We start from the raw sequence: 18,402 nt of genomic DNA, 5'->3' as shown, positions 1-18,402 counted from the left end.
CTCCCCATGGCCATCACCCTCTATGGCATCAAGAACTGCGACACCATCAAGAAAACCCGCAAGTGGCTGGATGAGGCCGGTATCGACTACCGCTTTCACGACCACCGCGCCGACGGCCTGAACCCGGACGATCTGGACAGCTGGTTGGCAAAACTCGGCTGGGAAGCCCTGCTCAATAGTCGCGGCACCACCTTCCGCGCCCTGCCGGATGAGGCCAAACAGGGGCTCGACACCGCCAAGGCGCGCGCCCTGCTGCTGGAGCACCCGGCCATGATCAAGCGCCCGCTGCTCGACCGTGACGGCGAACTGACTCTGGGTTTCAAGGCTGATCACTATCAATCCCTCTTCTCCCGTTAAGGACAACTAAGGACAACTGATGTCGGATGTCATCGCACTGGCCAAGGATCTGATCCGCCGCCCCTCCGTTACCCCCCTCGATGAAGGGTGCCAGACCCTGATGGCGGAGCGCCTCGCCAAGCTCGGGTTTGTCATCGAGCCCATGGTGTTTGAGGACACCACCAACCTCTGGGCCCGTCGTGGCAGCGAGGGGCCGCTGTTCTGCTTCGCCGGTCACACCGACGTGGTGCCCGCCGGGCCGCTGGACAAATGGCACACCCCGCCGTTCGAGCCGACCATCAAGGATGGCGTGCTCTACGGCCGTGGCGCCGCCGACATGAAGGGCTCGCTGGCTGCCATGGTGGTGGCGGTCGAGCGCTTCGTGGCCGAGCATCCGGATCACTCCGGGTCGATCGCCTTTCTCATCACCTCCGATGAGGAGGGGCCCTTTATCAATGGCACCACCCGGGTGATCGACACCCTGGAGGCCCGCAACGAGAAGATCCGCTGGTGCATCGTCGGCGAGCCCTCCTCTACCGCCGTGGTCGGAGATGTAGTGAAAAACGGCCGCCGCGGCTCCATCACCGGCGATCTGCTGGTACGCGGGGTGCAGGGCCATGTCGCCTATCCCCATCTGGCTGACAACCCGATCCACAAGGCGGCGCCAGCGCTGGCGGAACTCGCTGCCACCGTGTGGGATGAGGGCAACGCCTACTTCCCCCCCACCAGCTTCCAGATCGCCAACATCTCGGCCGGCACCGGCGCCTCCAACGTCATTCCGGGCGAGCTGCAGGTGCAGTTCAACTTCCGCTTCAGCACCGAATTGACCGACATGGATATCCGCGAGCGGGTCGAAGCGTTGCTGGATAGACATGGCCTCGATTATCAGCTGAGCTGGACCCTCTCCGGCCAGCCGTTCCTCACCGACACAGGCAAACTGCTGGCGGCGGCAGTCTCTGCCATCGAGGCGGTCAATGGCCAGCAGCCAGCCCTGCTCACCACTGGTGGCACCTCCGACGGGCGCTTTATCGCCCCCACCGGCGCCGAGGTGATTGAGCTCGGTCCCGTCAACGCCACCATTCACAAGGTGAACGAGTGCGTGAAGGCGGACGATCTGGATCTGCTGGCGGACATGTACCAAGGGGTGCTCGAGAGATTGCTGGCATGACGCAGGAACAACTGCTGGGGCTCGACGAGAGCCACCTTATTCTGGTGGGGCGCGGCCCCCATCGTCTAACTGCCGCCACCGCGGCGGCCTTCAACGACATGCAGGTGGCGGCCGCCTATGAGGGGTTCAACCTGCAGGCGGCCTCCAGCTGGCGCAGCTTCGAGCGCCAGCTCGCCATCTGGAATGGCAAGTGGCGCGGCGAACGGCCTCTGCTCGATGCCAACAGCCAGCCCATCGATGCCCTGCAACTAAGCGAGGTGGAGCGGCTGCACGCCATCCTGCGCTGGAGCTCCCTGCCCGGCACCAGCCGTCACCACTGGGGGACCGATCTCGATATCTACGACCCGGACTGCCTGCCCGCCGATACCAAACTGGCACTGGAGCCGTGGGAGTATGAAGCCGGGGGCTGGTTTGCAGATCTCAGCGAGTGGCTCAGCGATCATATGAGCGACTTCGGCTTCTTCCTCCCTTATGCCAAGCCGGTCGGGGCAGAGAGCGGGGTCGCCTACGAGCCCTGGCATATCAGCTTCTCGCTGGAGTCCGATGAGCAGCGGCTCGATCCCGCGGCACTGGCGCTTTGTCTGCAACAGGCGGATATTGAAGGCAAGTCGACCATATTGGCCAACCTTGATGAAATTTTGGCCCGTTATGTCACCACCTGTCCTGACGAAAGGAAAATCCCATGAATCTCTGGCTGTGGATAGGGTTGCCGCTGCTGTTCCTGCTCGGGCTGTTTCTCAATGCCATCAAAGACATGAAACGGCTGGAGAAGCAGTTGCCCAACTACAAGGACAAGATCCGCGAAGTGAAGGATGACGAGGACGACTGAATCCCGCCCCATCCCGTGGGGAGCGCCCTTGTGCTCCCCTCTCCCTCTGCTGTGCCGTTTCACTTTTACCCGCCCTCTCCTCCCTGCGCATCCTGAAATCGACGCTCCTTTGACTCCGCTTTCGTTAACCCCGTCACAGTCAGAATATGGCGCGACCATGCTGAAAAAAGGGATGAAAAATGTAAGAAAGTGCAAATTGATGCACAAATAAGCCACACAAGGGGGGCCTAACTGCATATAATGTGCCTACTTTGCACATTACCAGGAAGGAGTTCGCCCTTGGATGCCGCTACCATCAACAGTTTCTTCTTTGTCGCTGCCCTGTTGGTGGGAGCCAGCGTACTGTTGAGCGCCCTCTCTTCCCGCCTCGGTATTCCCATTCTGGTTATCTTCCTCGCCGTCGGCATGCTGGCCGGTGAGGATGGCCCAGGTGGCATCCACTTCGCTGACTACTCCATCGCCTATCTGGTGGGCAACCTGGCGCTTGCCATCATTCTGCTCGACGGCGGCATGCGCACCCGGGTCTCCTCGTTCCGGGTGGCGCTCTGGCCTGCCTTGTCGCTGGCGACGGTCGGGGTGGCTATCACCACCGGCCTGACGGGGCTCGCCGCTGCCTGGCTGTTTGACCTCAACCTGATGCAGGGGATGCTGATCGGCGCCATCGTCGGCTCCACCGATGCGGCGGCGGTCTTCTCCCTGCTTGGCGGGCGCAGCCTCAACGAGCGGGTGAGCGCGACGCTGGAGATAGAGTCAGGCAGCAACGACCCCATGGCGGTGTTTCTCACCGTCACCCTGATCGAGGTGCTCGCCACCGCCCAGCAAGGGCTGGATGGGGGCTTCCTGCTGCTGCAACTGGTCAAGCAGTTTGGCCTTGGCGCCGGGATTGGCCTTGGCGGCGGCTGGCTGCTGTGGCGCCTCATCAACACCGCCCGCCTGGCGCCGGGGCTCTATCCGCTGCTCACCGTCAGCGGCGGTCTGCTGATCTTCGCCCTCACCACGGCGGTGGGTGGCAGCGGCATTCTCGCCATCTATCTCACCGGTCTGTTGCTCGGTAACCTCGCCCTGCGCAGCCGCAGCACCACATTGTCGGTGCTGGACGGTCTGACCTGGCTCAGCCAAATCGGCATGTTTCTGGTGCTGGGGCTGCTCGCCTCACCCCACAAGCTGCTGCCCATCGCCCTGCCCGCGCTGGCGCTGGCGATGTGGATGATCCTGTTTGCCCGCCCGATGTCGGTCTGGATCGGGCTGCTGCCGTTCAAGAACTTCGCCCCCCGCGAGCGCTGGTTTATCTCCTGGGTTGGCCTGCGCGGCGCGGTGCCCATCATTCTGGCGGTGTTCCCCATGATGGCGGGGCTGCCCAACGCCCAGCTCTACTTCAACGTCGCCTTCTTCGTGGTGCTGGTCTCGCTGATTTTGCAGGGCAGCTCGCTGCCGATGGCCTCAAAACTGGCGCGGGTGGAGGTACCGGCACCACCGTCCCCCATCAACCGCTCGGGGCTCGAGATCGATCTCGACAGCCAGTGGGAGACCTTCGTCTACCAGCTGGGGGAGGAGAAGTGGTGCATCGGCTCGCCACTGCGGGATCTGCAGATGCCCGCCGGCACCCGGATCTGCGCCCTGTTTCGAGGCCGCGAGCTGCTCCACCCCTCGGGCAGTACCTGTCTTCAGGCCGATGACATCCTCTGCGTCATCGGTCACGAACGTGACCTCCCCGCCCTCGGTCAGCTCTTTAGTCAGGCACCGGAGCAAGATCTCGGCCCCCGCTTCTTCGGTGACTTCCTGCTGGAAGCGGCGGCACGGCTGGTGGATCTCGCCCCTCTTTACGGGCTGGATGTGAGCGAGGTGGCGGATCAGACACTGGGCGATTTTATTGCCAGTCAGTTGGGCGATAATCTGGTGGTCGGTGACAACATCGAATGGCAGGGCCTGATCTGGACCGTGGCCGAAATGGACGAGAGCGTGCCGAGCAAGATCGGGGTGCGCTTTCAGGAAGAGGACCCGGTCTGACCGACCGTCCCGTATCAAGTCCCCAGCAAGAAGGGAGAGAGTTATGCCATATCAAAGTTTGCTGTCCGGCCCCCTGCCCCCCGCTGCCAATCTGGGGGTCATTGAAGGCTTTTTTGGCAAGGGATGGAGCTGGCAGGCCCGCGCCCGCTACGCCCAGTGGCTGCCACGCCATGGTTACGGCTTCTATATCTATGCACCGAAAGAGGATGGCTATCTGCGTAAGCACTGGGCCCTCCCCTGGCCCGAGCAGCAGTTGGCCGATCTCGCCGAACTGGCGCGCCAGTGCCGCGCCAACGGACTCGCCTTCGGAGTGGGCTTGAGCCCCATGGGGGCGCACCACGACTACGATCGCAAACGCCCGGCACTGCTTGAGAAAGTGCGCCTCATCGACGAGATGCTCCAGCCCGATATTCTGGCGGTGCTGTTTGACGATATGAAGGGGGATACCCCGGACCTGGCCCGTCACCAGCTCACCATCGCCCACGACATAGCGGCCCACAGCAAGGCAAGCCGCCTCATCTTCTGCCCCAGCTACTACTCGACCGATCCGGTACTGGAGAAGGTGTTTGGCGCCATGCCTCCCCGCTATCTTGAGGAGCTTGGCGAACAGCTCGACCGCCGCTTCGAGATCTTCTGGACCGGCCCCAAGGTCTGCTCGACCGAGTATCCAGCGAGCCACCTCAAGCAGGTGACCGAACTGCTCGGCCGCAAGCCCTTCCTGTGGGACAACTACCCGGTCAACGATGGCAGCAAGGCGAGCAGCTACCTGCACCTGCGCGCCTTCGAGAATCGCCCTGCCGAGCTGGCAGAGCTGGTCTCTGGCCACGCGGTCAACCCGATGAAACAGGCGGCGCTGTCGGCCCTGCCCCTCGCCACCCTGCCAATGAGCTACCGGCTCGGCAAGCAGTACGACCCCGACAAGGCGCTGCATGCCGCCCTCAACGCCACCTGCGGCCCGCAGATCTCGGCGATGATCGAGGCCGACCTGCCGCTGTTTCAGGATCTGGGGCTGGCACAGCTCACCTTCGAGCAGATTGCCGCCCTCAAGGCGCGCTACCTGCCGTTTCGCGACCAATCCTGCGTTGACGAAATCGTGCGCTGGCTGGACGGGGAGTATGTGTTCGACCCCGACTGCCTGACCGACTAACCCCCCCCCCTGCGGGGGGCAGAAAGGAGGTTGTATGGATGCACACCTGCTTTACCAGAATCTGGCGGTGATCGCCGCCTTCTTGCTGATCTACAGCCTGATCGCGGGGCGCTTCGAATCAAAGCTGGTCAACGGCCCCCTGCTCTTTCTGCTGACCGGCTGGCTACTGGGGCCGGGCGGGCTTGAGCTGCTCTCCCTCTCTATCGACAGCGCCGGCATCAAGCTGCTGGCCGAGCTGACGCTGGTCATCGTGCTGTTCAACGATGCCGCCAACACCAACTGGCAGGTATTGCTGGCCAACCGCCAACTCCCCATCCGGCTGCTGCTGATTGGCCTGCCCCTCACCCTGCTCTGTGGCGCCCTGTTTGGCCACTGGATCTTCCCCGACTTGCCACTGCTGGAGATGGCCATCCTCTCCACCATTCTTGCTCCCACCGATGCGGCGCTCGGCAAAGCGGTGGTGAGCAACCCCGCGGTGCCTGCACCGGTGCGTGAAGGGCTCAATCAGGAGAGCGGCCTCAACGACGGCATCTGCGTACCGGTGCTGCTTCTGCTGCTGGCCCTTATCGCCCCCACAGAGCAGCACGCAGGCACCGCCACTCTGGCTATCACCCTGATGCTGGAGGAGATCGGCATTGGCCTGCTGGTCGCCTTTGTGCTGACCAACCTCACCATCCGGCTGTTGAAAATCTCCTATCTCAATGGCTGGCAACTGCCACTCTGGCGTCAGCTCACCATGCCAGGGCTGGCCCTGCTCTGCTTTGCGCTGGCCCAGACTCTGGGGGGCAGCGGCTTTATCGCCGCCTTTGTCGGTGGCCTCTTTATCGGCCACCGCCTCGGCGAGCACAAGCACGCCTATATGGACAGCTGCGAAGGCTACGGCGACCTGCTCTCCGTGGTGATCTGGATGGTGTTTGGCGCGACCCTGATGCCCATTCTGCCGGAGCTGCTGCACTGGCAATACTGGCTCTATGCCATTGCCAGCCTCACCCTGCTGCGGATGGTGCCGGTTTGGCTGAGCCTCATCGGTACCGGCCTCAAGCCGGAGCTCAAGCTCTTTATCGGCTGGTTCGGGCCGCGGGGCCTTGCCAGTATCGTCTTTGCGGTGATGGTGCTGCAAAACGAGCCAGCCCTGATTGGCCAGCGTCCCATCATCGCCACCGTGCTCTGCACCATCATATTGAGCGTCATCCTGCACGGCCTCACCGCCAACCCCTGGGTCGAGCGTTTCAAGCCTCGCTGAGCCACCCAGCGCCACCCTGCGCCACCCGGCGCCCATTAAAAATGCCACCGACCGGTGGCATTTTTCTTGTCTGGTGCGGGTCACTGACAGCTCTTACCCGAGCGCCAGCCAGACTCCCACCCCCAGCATCAGAGTACCGGCGATGCGGTTCATCAGGGTGACGTTGCCGCTCTTGGCGAGGAAGTGGCGCAGGGTGCGGCCACCGCTGGCGTAGAGCAGCAGGCAGGAGAACTCGATGACCAGGATCAGCGCCACCAGCGCGCTGATCTGCGGCGCCATCGGCTTGTCGGCAGAGATAAAGGGGGGCAGCAAGGAGATCATGAAGGCCCACCCTTTGGGGTTGGCGATGGCGGTGACGAAACCCTGCAGCGCCAGCCCCATGGCGCTGGTCTGTTGACCGGCCGAGAGATCCGCCGGAATGGCCATCTTCCCCTTGGCCTGCCACATCTGGATGCCAAGCCACACCAGATAGGCGCCCCCCACATATTTGAAGGCGGCGAAGATCCCCGGATAGTTGAGCATGATAGCTGCCACCCCGATCACCGACAACACCGAGACCAGCCCGACCCCGATCAGCTCCCCCCACATCATATGCAGGGTTCGGCGCACCCCCAGGCTCATCCCCAGCGTCATCGACAGGGTCATGCACATGCCGGGGGTCACCGAGACAAAGAAAAAGGTCGGGATAAACAGAGCCAGAATGGCCGGATCGATCCAGCTGGACACAACACACCTCCATATGACGAGAGCGGGAAATCACGAAAACGGGACAGGATTGACACAACCCAGCCAGTTGTACCACATATTCAGGGGATAAAGCGCCCAACCACCCCCAAATGGCTCCTTTTTCACAAGAAAAAACCTTTTCTTCAGCACATTTCAGCAATAAAAGCCTGTGACAGCTCCTGACGTGCATGTGTAATATGTCGGCTCCTCCAATTCCGGATTAGAGCCATTTATGTCATTGAATAATCTATCAATACGTGTCCAGGTCTTGATACCTTTGCTGCTGGCCAGCCTGCTGATGATGGTGATGATCACCATCAGCAAACAGGGTCTGGATGAAGCCATCAATGACATAGATGAGACGACCCAGACCGTGGTCCAGCACAAGGACGATATTGCCAAACTGATCCACGCCACCTACCGGCTGCGCACCAGCGCCATCTATGGCCTCTACGATGCCAAGCTGTTTGCCGCTCTGCCCGCAAACCTCAACAGCGCCGAGCAGGAGATCAACGCCATCCTCGGCCGTCTGGTGCTCCCCGGTGCCGAGCAGGATAACCGTCAGGTCGCTGCCGCCCTGCAGGCCTACCTCAGCCATACCCGCAGCAACATGCTGCCGCTGCTGGCGCAAAAACATCAGGGTGGCGGCGATCCGGTCGCCTACGAGGCGGCTCGCCTCCATTTCCGCGAGCTGGGTGAACAGCTGATCAAGCAGATCGACAGCATGTCCGCCCACATCAACCAGCTGATCCAGCAAGAGCTGGCCGAAGAGCAGGCCCACTACGACGCCACCCTGCTGCGTACCCTGTTGCTCACCGCCGGTACCCTGCTGGCGGCGCTGATCTGTGGCTGGGTCCTCTCCGGGCGCATCGTCAGCCCCATCGGTCAGTTGCAAGAGGTGATGCACGCCGTGGCGCAAGGGCGCTTCAACGTGCGCGCCAAAGCGGAGGGCAACAACGAGCTGACCCGTCTGGCCAAAGATATCAACCTCACCCTTACCCAGCTCGGCAACACCATCGAGAACCTGACCGGGATCAGCAACAGCGTCGCCTCCGCAGCCACCGAGCTGGCCGCCGTGATGACCCAGTCCGAGGCCAATGCAAAGCAGCAGCACAGCGAGATCGAACAGGTCGCCTCCGCCGTGACCGAACTCTCCAGCACCGCTGACAACGTCAACCACAACGCCGCCATCGCCGATGAGCTGGCGCGGGATGCCAACGGCCGGGTCGAACAGGGGCTCGCCCTCTTTACCGAAAGCATCGCCGCCAACAGCCGGATGGCGGGCAGTCTGGAAGATGCCGCCGCCATCGTGGCTCAGCTCAAATCCCAGTCCGAGCAGATCGGCAAGGTAATTGAAGTGATCCAAGGGATCTCCGAGCAGACCAACCTGCTGGCGCTCAATGCCGCCATCGAAGCGGCCCGTGCCGGTGAAACGGGTCGTGGCTTTGCGGTGGTGGCCGACGAGGTAAGAATGCTGGCGGCCCGTACCCAGGACTCCACCAAGGAGATCCAGGCCATCATCGAGCGGCTGCAGAGCCAGTCCCAATCCGCCAACAACGGCGTACAGGAGACTCTGGAGATCCTCAGCCATAACCAGCGCTTGTCCGCTCAGGTGCAGGATCTGCTAAGCGGCATTACCGGTGCCGTGCGCCAGATCAACGACGCCAACGCCCAGGTCGCCACCGCCGCCGAGGAGCAGTCCTGCGTTACCGCCGACATCAACCGCAACATCACCAATATTCACGAGATCGTGAGCCAGAGCTCCGCCGGCATCAGCCAGAGCGCCAGTGCCAGCAACGAGCTCTCCCAGCTCGCCGAGCAGCAACGCAAGCAGCTGGCCCAATTCCAGCTGTAAGCGCACAAAGTGAACCAGACAAAAAGGCCCGCAAGGGCCTTTCTTGTTGATGGAGCAATGGCTTTGTCTCTGTTTTAAACGCCATTTTTTGGCTTGTGGTGCCATAAGGGGCTGGGCTGCCCTGTCAAATATCGGTATGGTAGAGGCACGTTACTCCCCCTCACGTGAGCACACCATGAGCCTGAGATTCAAGAAACCCGCCTTTATCGCACTGGGGCTCATTGCCCTCATTTCCGCCGCCTGGCTCGACTACTACCTGCCGGAGCACACCATCGCCACAATCACTGGGGTCGAGGTGAAGCGCACCGACAAGGATGGCCCCATCAGCCAGAAAAACCCGGCTGACGGCCCCACCACCGATGTCTACTACATCTACACCGAGCGCCCCGGCGAGAAGATCCGGGTGTTTCGCAATGAAGATACCGAGTGGGGCTGGCCCTTCTACTTCAAGTTCAACGCCGCCGACGTCCAGGCCAAGGCCAAGTCGATGGAGTTCGAGAAACGCCTGGCCATCATCACCTCCTACGGCTGGCGCGTGAACATGTTCTCCATGTTCCCCAACGTCACCAAGATCGAGAGCACAGAGCCTGACGCCTCCACCTGGAGCTTCTTCCGCTGGTTCTGGTTCGGCCTCTGGGCGCTGGTGATGGGCAAGGCAGCCATCGCAACCTGGCGCTACTTCGATCGTCTTGAGGACGAGCTATGAGTGAGCCGAGCAAGACCCGCACCAGCTTCTACCGGCGGCTCTACGTGGCCTGGCTGATCAGCCAAGGCACGGATACGGTGCCCGCCATCATGGAGGCAACCGGCATGCCGCGCCGCACCGCGCAGGATACCCTGACGGCGCTGGCCGAACTCGATATCAACTGCGCCTTCGAGCAGACCGAGGGGGCTCGCCACCTGCAGGGGCACTACCGCATCAGCGACTGGGGCCCCATCAACCCAGCGTGGATCAAGGCTCAACTGCCGCTTATCAAGGAGACGCTGAGCTATCCCTGATCAGGGCGCTAAGCAACAATAAAAAAGAGGGGCCAGCCGACAAGGCTGGCCCCTCTTTTTTCAGGCCGATGGCGTGACAGGCAGCCCTACTCGGGCATGGCCGAATCCTCAAGCTCCCCGTCAGACTCGCCGCGGGTGCAGTCGATGATGGAGCGCTTGGGGTTGTTGGGATCGCGCAAAAGCAGAGGGGCTGAGCCCTCGTCATGCTTCTGCTCGTCACCAAACTCGCTGCCGTAGGCGTTGTGGGTCAACCGGCGGGCATTGGCGATGGGAGTATCGACAAAGAGAGCATGCACTTCGAAGCTGGAAGCGGGCACGATAAAGCCGACCACCGGCAAGCCGTGTAGCTCCTCGTGCACCTTGTACCAGGCAAAGCCGTCGCTCACCTTGTAGGGGGTGTAGTTGGCCAGCTGTAGATTGGCGGCCCTGCCCGTCTCATCCACATAGAGATCGGTAAATTCACAGGTCGCCAGCCCCTGCCACATCCGCTCGAATGGCGTCGCACAGCCTGTCAGTTGCAACCCGGCCAGCAGCACCAAGCCTCTCTTCCACATTCCCCGCCCCTTCTTGCAAAAATGAACCGGCGCTCAGTCAAACGCCCGCAGCCGCGTCACCAGCAGATCGATAAAGCCCGGACGATCCAGCCCCAACAATACCAGCGCATTGGCTGGCTTGCCGGTCAGACCATAACGATCCACCACCGTCATCCCCACGGAATGCACCCCGCTGGTCTCGATATCGACCCGGCACTCAACCCCGTGGAACAGCTCGGGAGCCAGCAACCAGGCAATGGTACAGGGGTCGTGGAGCGGTGCACCAGCAAATCCCCACTTGGGATCCCGATGGTAGATCATGAAAAAGTCGAGCAGCCCGGCCACACACTGGGCTACCGGGTTGGTGATGGCGCGCACCTGCTCGATATCCTCATCCATCACCTGCGCCTCATGGGTCACATCAAGGCCGCACATGGTGATGGGAATGCCCGACTTGAACACCATATCGGCCGCTTCCGGGTCCACATAAATATTGAATTCCGCCGCAGGCGTCCAGTTGCCAGCCCCTGCGGCGCCCCCCATCAGCACGATGCGAGCAATCCTGGGTTTGAGCTCGGGATGTGCCGCCAGCAGCAGGGCGATATTGGTCAGCGGGCCGGTCGGCACCAGAGTCACGGGCTGCGGGCTCTCGCGCAGACATTTGGCCATCAACTCGATCCCCGTCATCCCCTGCGGCGCAAAGGCGGGATCCGGCAGTTTGGGGCCATCGAGGCCCGATTCGCCATGGACGTTGTCGGCGATAATAAGCTCCCGGGCCAGCGGTTTCGGCGCCCCCGCCGCCACCGGAATATCGTCGCGTCCCAGCAAGGTGAGGATGCGCAGGGCATTGTTGAGGGTCTTGTCCTGCGTCTGGTTGCCCGCGCTGGTGGTAACCGCCAGCACCTTCAGTTCAGGGCTGGCCAGCGCCAGAATGAGGGCGATGGCGTCGTCGTGGCCGGGATCACAATCAAGAATAACGGGCAGTGCCATGGAAAGGGTCCTTACAACATAACAGGGAGCCATACCTTAACAAGCAAGCCTCGGATGAACTCGGGAAGGGGTCACAAAACGGGGCCTTGTTGCTGACCTGGGCGGTTTACACGGCACACCGCCTCGCTCAACGCGGCTCATTATCAATAGGTTGCATGGCGTCATCCCGTTCATTTTCCGAGGCTGCGCACCACCCATTCGCCCGGCCGCGCCGGTTCGGGTATGATCGCACCCCGTTTCCAGCCTGTGCCACCTATGTCCGTTATCGTCGACACCTTTATCGCCCCGCCCTGCAGTGCCGCCATCGAGATCCTGTTCGAAGATGAGCACCTGCTGCTCATCAACAAGCCGAGCGGCCTGCTGAGTCTGTCAGGCAAGAACCCGCAGAACCTCGACTCTGTTCACTATCGACTGGTGCAGGATTTCTCAGGCTGCACCTTGGTGCATCGCCTGGATTTTGGCACCTCAGGCATCATGGTGGTCGCCAGAAACAAGGCCATCAATGCCCTGCTCTGCCAGCAGTTCAGCCAGCGGGCGGTGAGCAAAGCCTACAGCGCCCTACTGTGCGGTCATCTGATTGACGACGAAGGGGTTATCGACGCCCCCATCGCCAAGGATCCGGCCCTCTTTCCGCTGATGAAGATCTGCGCCGCCAGCGGCAAACCCGCCCGCTCCCGCTATCAGGTGATTGAGCGGCTGGAGTTGCAGATGCAGGGGCAGACCGTGCCTTTGACCCGGGTACGACTGGTGCCGGAGACCGGCCGCACCCATCAGCTGCGCATCCACAGTCAGTTGCTGGGCCACCCCATCCTCGGCTGCGATCTCTATGGTGGCCTGCTGCCAGCCAGCTGCGAACAGGCGCCGCGGCTGATGCTGCATGCCAGCGAGCTGGATTTTTCTCATCCGATGAGCGGCGAGCCGATGCAGATCCGCTGTGCCGCGCCTTTTTAGGAGCAATCAGTAGAGGCCGTCAGTAGATGGCAATAGACGCGAGTGCGGCAGGAATAGAGAAAGGCGTGACGCGAGAAGAAAAGGGACAAACGGCGGATAAAGATAGGGGCCGTGCTTTCGCAACGGCCCCCACCCCCCACTCTTTGTGGTGCTATCAGATCAGCTTGCGGGCAGCGCCCAGTACGATCTTGATGGCATCAGATTCGGTTTTCGCCATGGTCTCGGCGTTCGGGATTTCCTGCTGGGTACGGTTGACGATAACGCCAGCCACCATACCGGCACGCAGGCCCTGGCTGGAGCACATGGTCAGCAGGGTTGCGGACTCCATCTCATAGTTCAGCACGCCCATGGCTTGCCACTCTTTCATGGAACCCTGGAAACGGCTCACTACGCGGCCGGATACGGTGTCGTAACGCTCCTGACCCGGGTAGAAGGTGTCAGAGGAGGCAGTCACACCGATGTGCAGCTTGGAGCCCATCTCTTTGGCGGTGTTCACCAGCGCAGTGGTGCAGTCGAAGTCGGCAACAGCCGGGAACTCCATCGGAGCAAAGTGCAGGCTGGCACCGTCGAGGCGCACGGAACCGGTGGTCACGATCACGTCACCCACGTTCAGGTGCGGCTGGATGGCGCCAGTGGTACCGATACGCAGGAAGGTGCGGATACCCAGCTGGGCCAGCTCTTCTACCGCGATGGAGGTGGACGGGCCACCGATACCGGTAGAGCAGATGATCACGGCCTTGCCGTCCATCTCGCCGCGCCAGGTAGTGAATTCACGATGGCTAGCCAGGTGCACCGGGTTATCCAACAGCTCTGCGATACGCTTCACGCGCTCGGGGTCACCGGGGACGATCGCCAGGGTGGCGCCTTGCAGATCCGCTTTCTTCAAACCCAAGTGAAATACATCAGACATATTGGACTCCTGGTTGCCCCCTGCCAGCATGGTCAGGGCACAAGTTAAGATGATTCTTTATGATACTTTCAAGCCTTTACCCCCCTCTTCGGGGAGGCGCCAACTATGGTCGAAAGCGCTTTCCAATTCCTTGAAGCGCCTCACACTTCCACGCATTGACAGTGATAAACATTGCGCAAAACGTTTGCTAACTCAATGAAATAATTGACAAACGTTTTTCTGCAAATCGAGTCAGATGCGGGAAGGTCAAGCCTGGTTCAGCGCTTAATTAACGACTCGTGATCGACCCCGTAAAGTTGTAAACAAGATGCTTTTGTATCCCTTTCTAGATGGTAGCCTAGCTCTCAACTACCACTTAATGGCTAACTATAGGAAGTCCATCATGGCTACATTCAAGTTCTATATTCCCGCTATCAACCTGATGGGTGCCGGCTGCCTGCAAGAGGCTGCCGCCGATATCAAGGGTTACGGCTACCGCAAGGCGCTGATCGTCACCGACAAGATCCTCAACCAGATCGGCGTGGTCACCAAGCTCACCACCCTGCTGGCTGAACATGGTATTGAAAGCGCTGTTTTCGATGAGACCAAACCCAACCCCACCACCAGCAACGTCGAAGCGGGTCTGACCATGATCAAGGCCAACGGCTGCGACTGTGTCATCTCGCTGGGTGGCGGCTCGCCCCACGACTGCGCCAAGGGCATCGCGCTGGTGGCCGCCAACGGTGGCAGCATCAAGGATTACGAAGGGGTGGATCGCTCCGCCAAGCCGCAACTGCCGCTTATCGCCATCAACACCACCGCCGGTACCGCCTCCGAGATGACCCGCTTCTGCATCATCACCGACGAAGCGCGCCACGTGAAAATGGCCATCATCGACAAGCACGTTACCCCGCTGATGTCGGTCAACGACCCCGAGCTGATGCTGGCCAAGCCGGCCGGTCTCACCGCCGCCACCGGCATGGATGCCCTGACCCACGCCATCGAGGCCTATGTCTCCACCATCGCCACCCCGGTGACCGATGCCAGCGCCGTGATGGCCATCGAGCTGATTGCCAAGCACCTGCGCACCGCCGTTCATCATGGCGATGACCTGCATGCCCGCGAGCAGATGGCCTACGCCCAGTTCCTGGCCGGCATGGCTTTCAACAACGCAAGCCTGGGCTATGTGCACGCCATGGCCCACCAGCTGGGCGGTTTCTACGACCTGCCCCACGGTGTCTGCAACGCCGTGCTGCTGCCCCACGTTCAGGCGTTCAACGTCCAGGTGAGCGCGGCTCGTCTGAAGGATGTCGCCCGCTACATGGGTGTGGACGTGAGTGCGATGAACGACGAACAGGGCGCCGCCGCTGCCATTGCCGCCATCAAGCAGCTGGCGCTGGATGTGAAGATCCCGGCCGGTCTGGAGCAGCTCGGCGTCAAGGCCGATGACTTCGATACCCTGGCCAGCAACGCCCTGAAAGATGCCTGCGGCTTCACCAACCCGAAACAGGCCAGCCACGAAGAGATCGTCGCCATCTTCCGCGCGGCGATGTAACGGCTGCCGGATTGCCAGAAAGGGTCGCAGTGCGGCCCTTTTTATTGGCTGATGGATCAATGGCTTTTTACTTCCGTGGAGGGAGTCGGTATGATTTGCCGAGCCAAAAAGACTGTATGGATGATCTGAACTCGATATGCGGATGAAACACCTGATTGCCGCGGCTTTGACCGCCCTCACCCTCTCCGGTTGCAGCCTGGTCTATCGTATCGATATTCCCCAGGGCAACTATGTGGAACAAAAACAGGTCGACAAACTGCGCCAGGGGATGACCCGCGAGCAGGTCAGCTATGTGCTGGGGACCCCCATGCTGCGTGACGGCTTTGACCCCAACACCTGGTACTACCTCTATGAATTCCAGCCGGGCCACGGCGACAAGGAGCGCAAAGAGCTCACCGTCACCTTCGCCAACGACAGGCTGACCACAGTGACGGGTGACTTCCCGCTGCCAGCAGCTTTCAATACCCCGCTCTGATATCCCGCAAAACCGGCCTCGCGCCGGTTTTGTTTTATCCAGCCTCCGCACTATCTATCTTGCCCGTTATCCTGTCAGGGGATGTCGTGTCATCTCCTACCATTGCAGCTGCTCGCAAATTGCCTGATGCTGATGAGCAGCCACTATGGCATCAACACCATCGAATGACACAGGGAGAATCCCCATGAGCCGGATCCTGATTGCCGGAGCCAGCGGCCTGATCGGTCGCGAACTGGTGCAGCAACTGCCTGCCGAACATGAACTGACCCTGCTCTGTCGCAAGCCGGGCAAGGAGGCGCACCACTGGCTACCGGTCAATTTTGATGATCTGGCTAGCGTCACCCTCTCCCGCCCGGTGGATATCGCCTTCTGTGCCCTCGGCACCACCCGCAAGGAGGCGGGCTCTGCCGAGGCGTTTCGCCGGGTCGATCTCGACTATGTGATCGCCTTTGCCGATCTGGCCCGCCGCCACGGTTGTCAACGGCTCATCGTGGTCTCGAGCATGGGGGCTAACGCATCTTCCCCGGCTCTCTATCCGCGTACCAAGGGGGAGATGGAGCAGGCCCTGCTGGCCCAATCCTGGCCACGGCTCGCCATCGTGCGCCCCGCCATGCTGCTCGGGGATCGCCAGCCACCGCGCCGCTCCGAGCAGATCTTTCAAGCTATCTATCCGCTGTTTCGGCCGCTGCTGGTGGGCAAACTCGCCCGTTGGCGCGCCATCGAGGCCCAGCAGGTGGCCCGCGCCATGATCGCCCTCTCGAAACTGCCCGCCGGGTGCGAGATTATCGAGAATGAGCAACTGCTGGCCCTCTGAGCACGGCCTTTTCCACCGCTTTCGGATTCAGTCGTGAAAACAGAAGGGCAAGCCAGCCGGCTTGCCCTTCTGTTTATCTGTTGGCGAGGTTCCTAACCACCCTGGCCACTATCAGTGGTCAGGAAGAGTGCCATCAACCGCGAATATGGTCGATAAAGGTGTCGATCTGCTCGCGGGTGCAGGCGGGGTTCATAAAGACCGCCTTCTCTCCGGCGATATAGGAGTACTTGCCGCGGGCGTCATAGTCGGAGTGGGCCACCGCCTCCACCCAGTTGGTGTAGAGCCCCACCTTGCCGCGCCCCTTGAACAAGCTGCGGTGATAGTCAGTGTTGCGCTGCAACCGCGTCTTGTAGGCGGGATCGCTTGAGCGGGCCAGCTCGAAGGCGAATTCGGCTTCCGGATCGCTCACCCACTCGGGGTTGTAGATCTTGAAGCCGACGCTCGGCCCCTGATTCTCCTGCGCCACCAGCTTGACGTTGCCCAGCTGACTCAGGCGATAGCGGAAGTAGTTGGCATTTTGCAGGCAGTGGGCCAGCACGATGCGATACCCCTCCACCCCCATATAGTTAAGGGCCGCATAGGCACCGAACAGGCCGCTCGCGCCGCGGGAGCACTCGATGGTGGATTGCAGGTGGGTCTGGCCCTGAATGTCCCGCTCGAAGTAGGAGAAGTTCTCCGGGTCATTCTCCATCGCCTTGAGGTCATCCCGCTCTTTAATCATTACCAGGCTGGAGGTGTAGGGCACATAGCCCCACTTCTGGAAGTCGACGGTGAAGGAGTCGGCATATTTGAGCTCGGCAAAGCGCGCCACGTTGCGCTCGATCCCCGCCAGGGTGGCGCAGTTGATGGCGAGCGGGTTGGCGGCAAAGTCGTAACCCAGGAAGAAGATCATCGACCAGCCGATGGCGGCATCGACGTGGATATGGGGCTTGACCGCCACCTCGAACTGCTCGCAGAGGCGATTGCGCAGCTCGAACACGGGTTTCACCTGATCCACCCCGAAGGTGTCGGTGGTGCCCATGGTGAGCATGATGGTGGGCACCACGTGTTTCAGGGCAAAACAGGCGGTCAGGGTGCGCTCGAGGTGGTCGAGATCGATGTCGTTGTTCTCCCCCACCTGAATGCGGATAGTCTTGTTCTCGATATCGACCCCGAGCAGGGAGAGGTTGGTGATGTTGGAGTAGTGACCGCCCTGGGAGTTGATGATGCGGTAATCCTGATAGTGGCCGAGCCCCTTGTGCTTGGCTTCTGGCAGGCTTTTGCGAATGCCGAGCAGGTAGCCGTAGAGGTTACAGAAGGTCCCCCCCTGGGTAAAGATGCCGGTGGCCCGCTCGGGGTCATAGCCTGCCAGCAGCGCAATCTGGCGCACCACCTTCTGCTCCAGCTCCTCGGCGACCCCGGCGTATTCGGAGTAGACCAGATTGGGGTTGGCCAGAATGCCCAGCTGGGCACCGTAAATGGCGGGGTCCGCCGACATGGTGATGACGTTCTCGACGCTGGAGGGGTTCTCCCAATCCTTCGATAGAGCAGCGGCAAACAGCAACTCGGCCATCGGCTCGCCCGGGGTGCGCATGGTGGCGGGCACCGGCATGGTCTCGCAGAGATCGGCAAGCCGGGCGCGGCCATCAGGCCAGGCATTCAAACGGGCATCCGGCGCCAGGCCACGGGCCCGAAATTCGTTGAGGGTGGCAAATCCGGGTTCGCGAAAAACGGGCCAGAGATCGGGATTGCGCGAGAAAAAGTTGGCTTTTACTGTGGCGAAACGGGCGGAAAAATCGGGATGGACGGCATTGACGCTTTCGTCTTGCAGATAAACTAAGTCACTCATTTTTATACCATTAGTACAGCAAATGTGCGGCCGTTATACCCCTGTGCCAGCGGGGTA

19 protein-coding genes are annotated in these 18,402 nt (G+C 61.2%); 14 read left to right on the top strand and 5 right to left on the bottom strand.

Annotation, left to right across the window (positions count from 1 at the left end; translation table 11 throughout):
* Positions 1 to 6: 6 nt before the first annotated feature.
* The 7 genes from OKC31_RS17285 (at position 7) to OKC31_RS17255 (ending at position 6,730) form a co-directional block, all read left to right on the top strand.
* Positions 7 to 357, top strand: a complete 351-nt coding sequence (locus tag OKC31_RS17285) for an ArsC family reductase (protein ID WP_064341502.1) — start codon at positions 7 to 9, stop codon at positions 355 to 357.
* A 19-nt stretch (positions 358 to 376) separates the two neighbouring features.
* Positions 377 to 1,504 (top strand): succinyl-diaminopimelate desuccinylase, encoded by a 1,128-nt coding sequence (dapE, locus tag OKC31_RS17280; RefSeq protein ID WP_270657326.1) that lies wholly within the window; start codon positions 377 to 379, stop codon positions 1,502 to 1,504.
* Positions 1,501 to 2,190: a M15 family metallopeptidase gene (locus OKC31_RS17275; RefSeq protein ID WP_270657325.1), complete on the top strand. Its 690-nt coding sequence runs from the start codon at positions 1,501 to 1,503 to the stop codon at positions 2,188 to 2,190. Before dapE ends, OKC31_RS17275 begins: the two co-directional genes overlap by 4 nt.
* Positions 2,187 to 2,333, top strand: a complete 147-nt coding sequence (locus OKC31_RS17270) for a hypothetical protein (RefSeq protein WP_005337933.1) — start codon at positions 2,187 to 2,189, stop codon at positions 2,331 to 2,333. Before OKC31_RS17275 ends, OKC31_RS17270 begins: the two co-directional genes overlap by 4 nt.
* A gap of 279 nt (positions 2,334 to 2,612) precedes the next feature.
* Positions 2,613 to 4,340 carry a potassium/proton antiporter gene (locus tag OKC31_RS17265; protein ID WP_270657324.1) on the top strand — a complete coding sequence of 576 codons (1,728 nt, stop codon included), beginning with the start codon at positions 2,613 to 2,615 and terminating at the stop codon, positions 4,338 to 4,340.
* Between the two features lie 43 nt (positions 4,341 to 4,383).
* Positions 4,384 to 5,487, top strand: a complete 1,104-nt coding sequence (locus OKC31_RS17260; protein ID WP_257124634.1) for a protein O-GlcNAcase — start codon at positions 4,384 to 4,386, stop codon at positions 5,485 to 5,487.
* 34 nt (positions 5,488 to 5,521) lie between these two features.
* Entirely contained in the window at positions 5,522 to 6,730 is a 1,209-nt protein-coding gene (locus OKC31_RS17255; RefSeq protein WP_270657323.1) for a cation:proton antiporter, read from the top strand.
* A gap of 93 nt (positions 6,731 to 6,823) precedes the next feature.
* Here the strand turns inward: OKC31_RS17255 and OKC31_RS17250 are convergent, their stop codons facing one another.
* Complete coding sequence (locus OKC31_RS17250; protein WP_005344345.1) at positions 6,824 to 7,456, bottom strand: LysE family translocator; 633 nt, start codon at positions 7,454 to 7,456, stop codon at positions 6,824 to 6,826.
* A 232-nt stretch (positions 7,457 to 7,688) separates the two neighbouring features.
* Here OKC31_RS17250 and OKC31_RS17245 point away from each other — a divergent pair, with 232 nt between their 5' ends.
* From OKC31_RS17245 to OKC31_RS17235, 3 genes are all read left to right on the top strand, one after another.
* Positions 7,689 to 9,311, top strand: a complete 1,623-nt coding sequence (locus OKC31_RS17245; protein WP_257124632.1) for a methyl-accepting chemotaxis protein — start codon at positions 7,689 to 7,691, stop codon at positions 9,309 to 9,311.
* A gap of 175 nt (positions 9,312 to 9,486) precedes the next feature.
* Positions 9,487 to 10,017: a DUF1523 family protein gene (locus OKC31_RS17240; RefSeq protein WP_005350438.1), complete on the top strand. Its 531-nt coding sequence runs from the start codon at positions 9,487 to 9,489 to the stop codon at positions 10,015 to 10,017.
* Positions 10,014 to 10,310, top strand: coding sequence for a winged helix-turn-helix domain-containing protein (locus OKC31_RS17235; RefSeq protein ID WP_139463226.1), 297 nt, complete (start codon positions 10,014 to 10,016; stop codon positions 10,308 to 10,310). Before OKC31_RS17240 ends, OKC31_RS17235 begins: the two co-directional genes overlap by 4 nt.
* An 86-nt stretch (positions 10,311 to 10,396) precedes the next feature.
* On the opposite strand, the gene OKC31_RS17230 is transcribed toward OKC31_RS17235, so the two are convergent.
* Together OKC31_RS17230 and rihA are read right to left on the bottom strand one after the other, a co-directional pair.
* Positions 10,397 to 10,864, bottom strand: coding sequence for a hypothetical protein (locus OKC31_RS17230; RefSeq protein WP_179903520.1), 468 nt, complete (start codon positions 10,862 to 10,864; stop codon positions 10,397 to 10,399).
* Between the two features lie 33 nt (positions 10,865 to 10,897).
* A complete protein-coding gene (gene rihA, locus OKC31_RS17225) occupies positions 10,898 to 11,833 on the bottom strand; it encodes a pyrimidine-specific ribonucleoside hydrolase RihA (RefSeq protein ID WP_270657322.1) in 936 nt (311 codons plus the stop codon).
* 222 nt (positions 11,834 to 12,055) lie between these two features.
* On the opposite strand from rihA, the gene OKC31_RS17220 reads away from it, so the two are divergent.
* Positions 12,056 to 12,784: an RluA family pseudouridine synthase gene (locus OKC31_RS17220; protein ID WP_263719190.1), complete on the top strand. Its 729-nt coding sequence runs from the start codon at positions 12,056 to 12,058 to the stop codon at positions 12,782 to 12,784.
* Positions 12,785 to 12,938: 154 nt separating this feature from the next.
* On the opposite strand, the gene udp is transcribed toward OKC31_RS17220, so the two are convergent.
* Positions 12,939 to 13,694 carry a uridine phosphorylase gene (gene udp, locus OKC31_RS17215; protein ID WP_005337975.1) on the bottom strand — a complete coding sequence of 252 codons (756 nt, stop codon included), beginning with the start codon at positions 13,692 to 13,694 and terminating at the stop codon, positions 12,939 to 12,941.
* Positions 13,695 to 14,076: 382 nt separating this feature from the next.
* On the opposite strand from udp, the gene yiaY reads away from it, so the two are divergent.
* The 3 genes from yiaY (at position 14,077) to OKC31_RS17200 (ending at position 16,517) form a co-directional block, all read left to right on the top strand.
* Positions 14,077 to 15,228: an L-threonine dehydrogenase gene (gene yiaY, locus OKC31_RS17210; protein WP_270657321.1), complete on the top strand. Its 1,152-nt coding sequence runs from the start codon at positions 14,077 to 14,079 to the stop codon at positions 15,226 to 15,228.
* Between the two features lie 136 nt (positions 15,229 to 15,364).
* Positions 15,365 to 15,703, top strand: a complete 339-nt coding sequence (gene bamE / locus OKC31_RS17205) for an outer membrane protein assembly factor BamE (protein ID WP_005337980.1) — start codon at positions 15,365 to 15,367, stop codon at positions 15,701 to 15,703.
* Between the two features lie 184 nt (positions 15,704 to 15,887).
* Entirely contained in the window at positions 15,888 to 16,517 is a 630-nt protein-coding gene (locus OKC31_RS17200; RefSeq protein ID WP_270657320.1) for an NAD(P)H-binding protein, read from the top strand.
* A gap of 133 nt (positions 16,518 to 16,650) precedes the next feature.
* On the opposite strand, the gene OKC31_RS17195 is transcribed toward OKC31_RS17200, so the two are convergent.
* Positions 16,651 to 18,345 carry a pyridoxal phosphate-dependent decarboxylase family protein gene (locus OKC31_RS17195; protein ID WP_270657319.1) on the bottom strand — a complete coding sequence of 565 codons (1,695 nt, stop codon included), beginning with the start codon at positions 18,343 to 18,345 and terminating at the stop codon, positions 16,651 to 16,653.
* Positions 18,346 to 18,402 lie beyond the last annotated feature (57 nt).

The organism is Aeromonas sp. Y293-4, from assembly GCF_027705905.1.
Lineage (GTDB): Bacteria > Pseudomonadota > Gammaproteobacteria > Enterobacterales > Aeromonadaceae > Aeromonas > Aeromonas veronii.
This window is presented reverse-complemented; position numbering and strand designations above follow the sequence as displayed.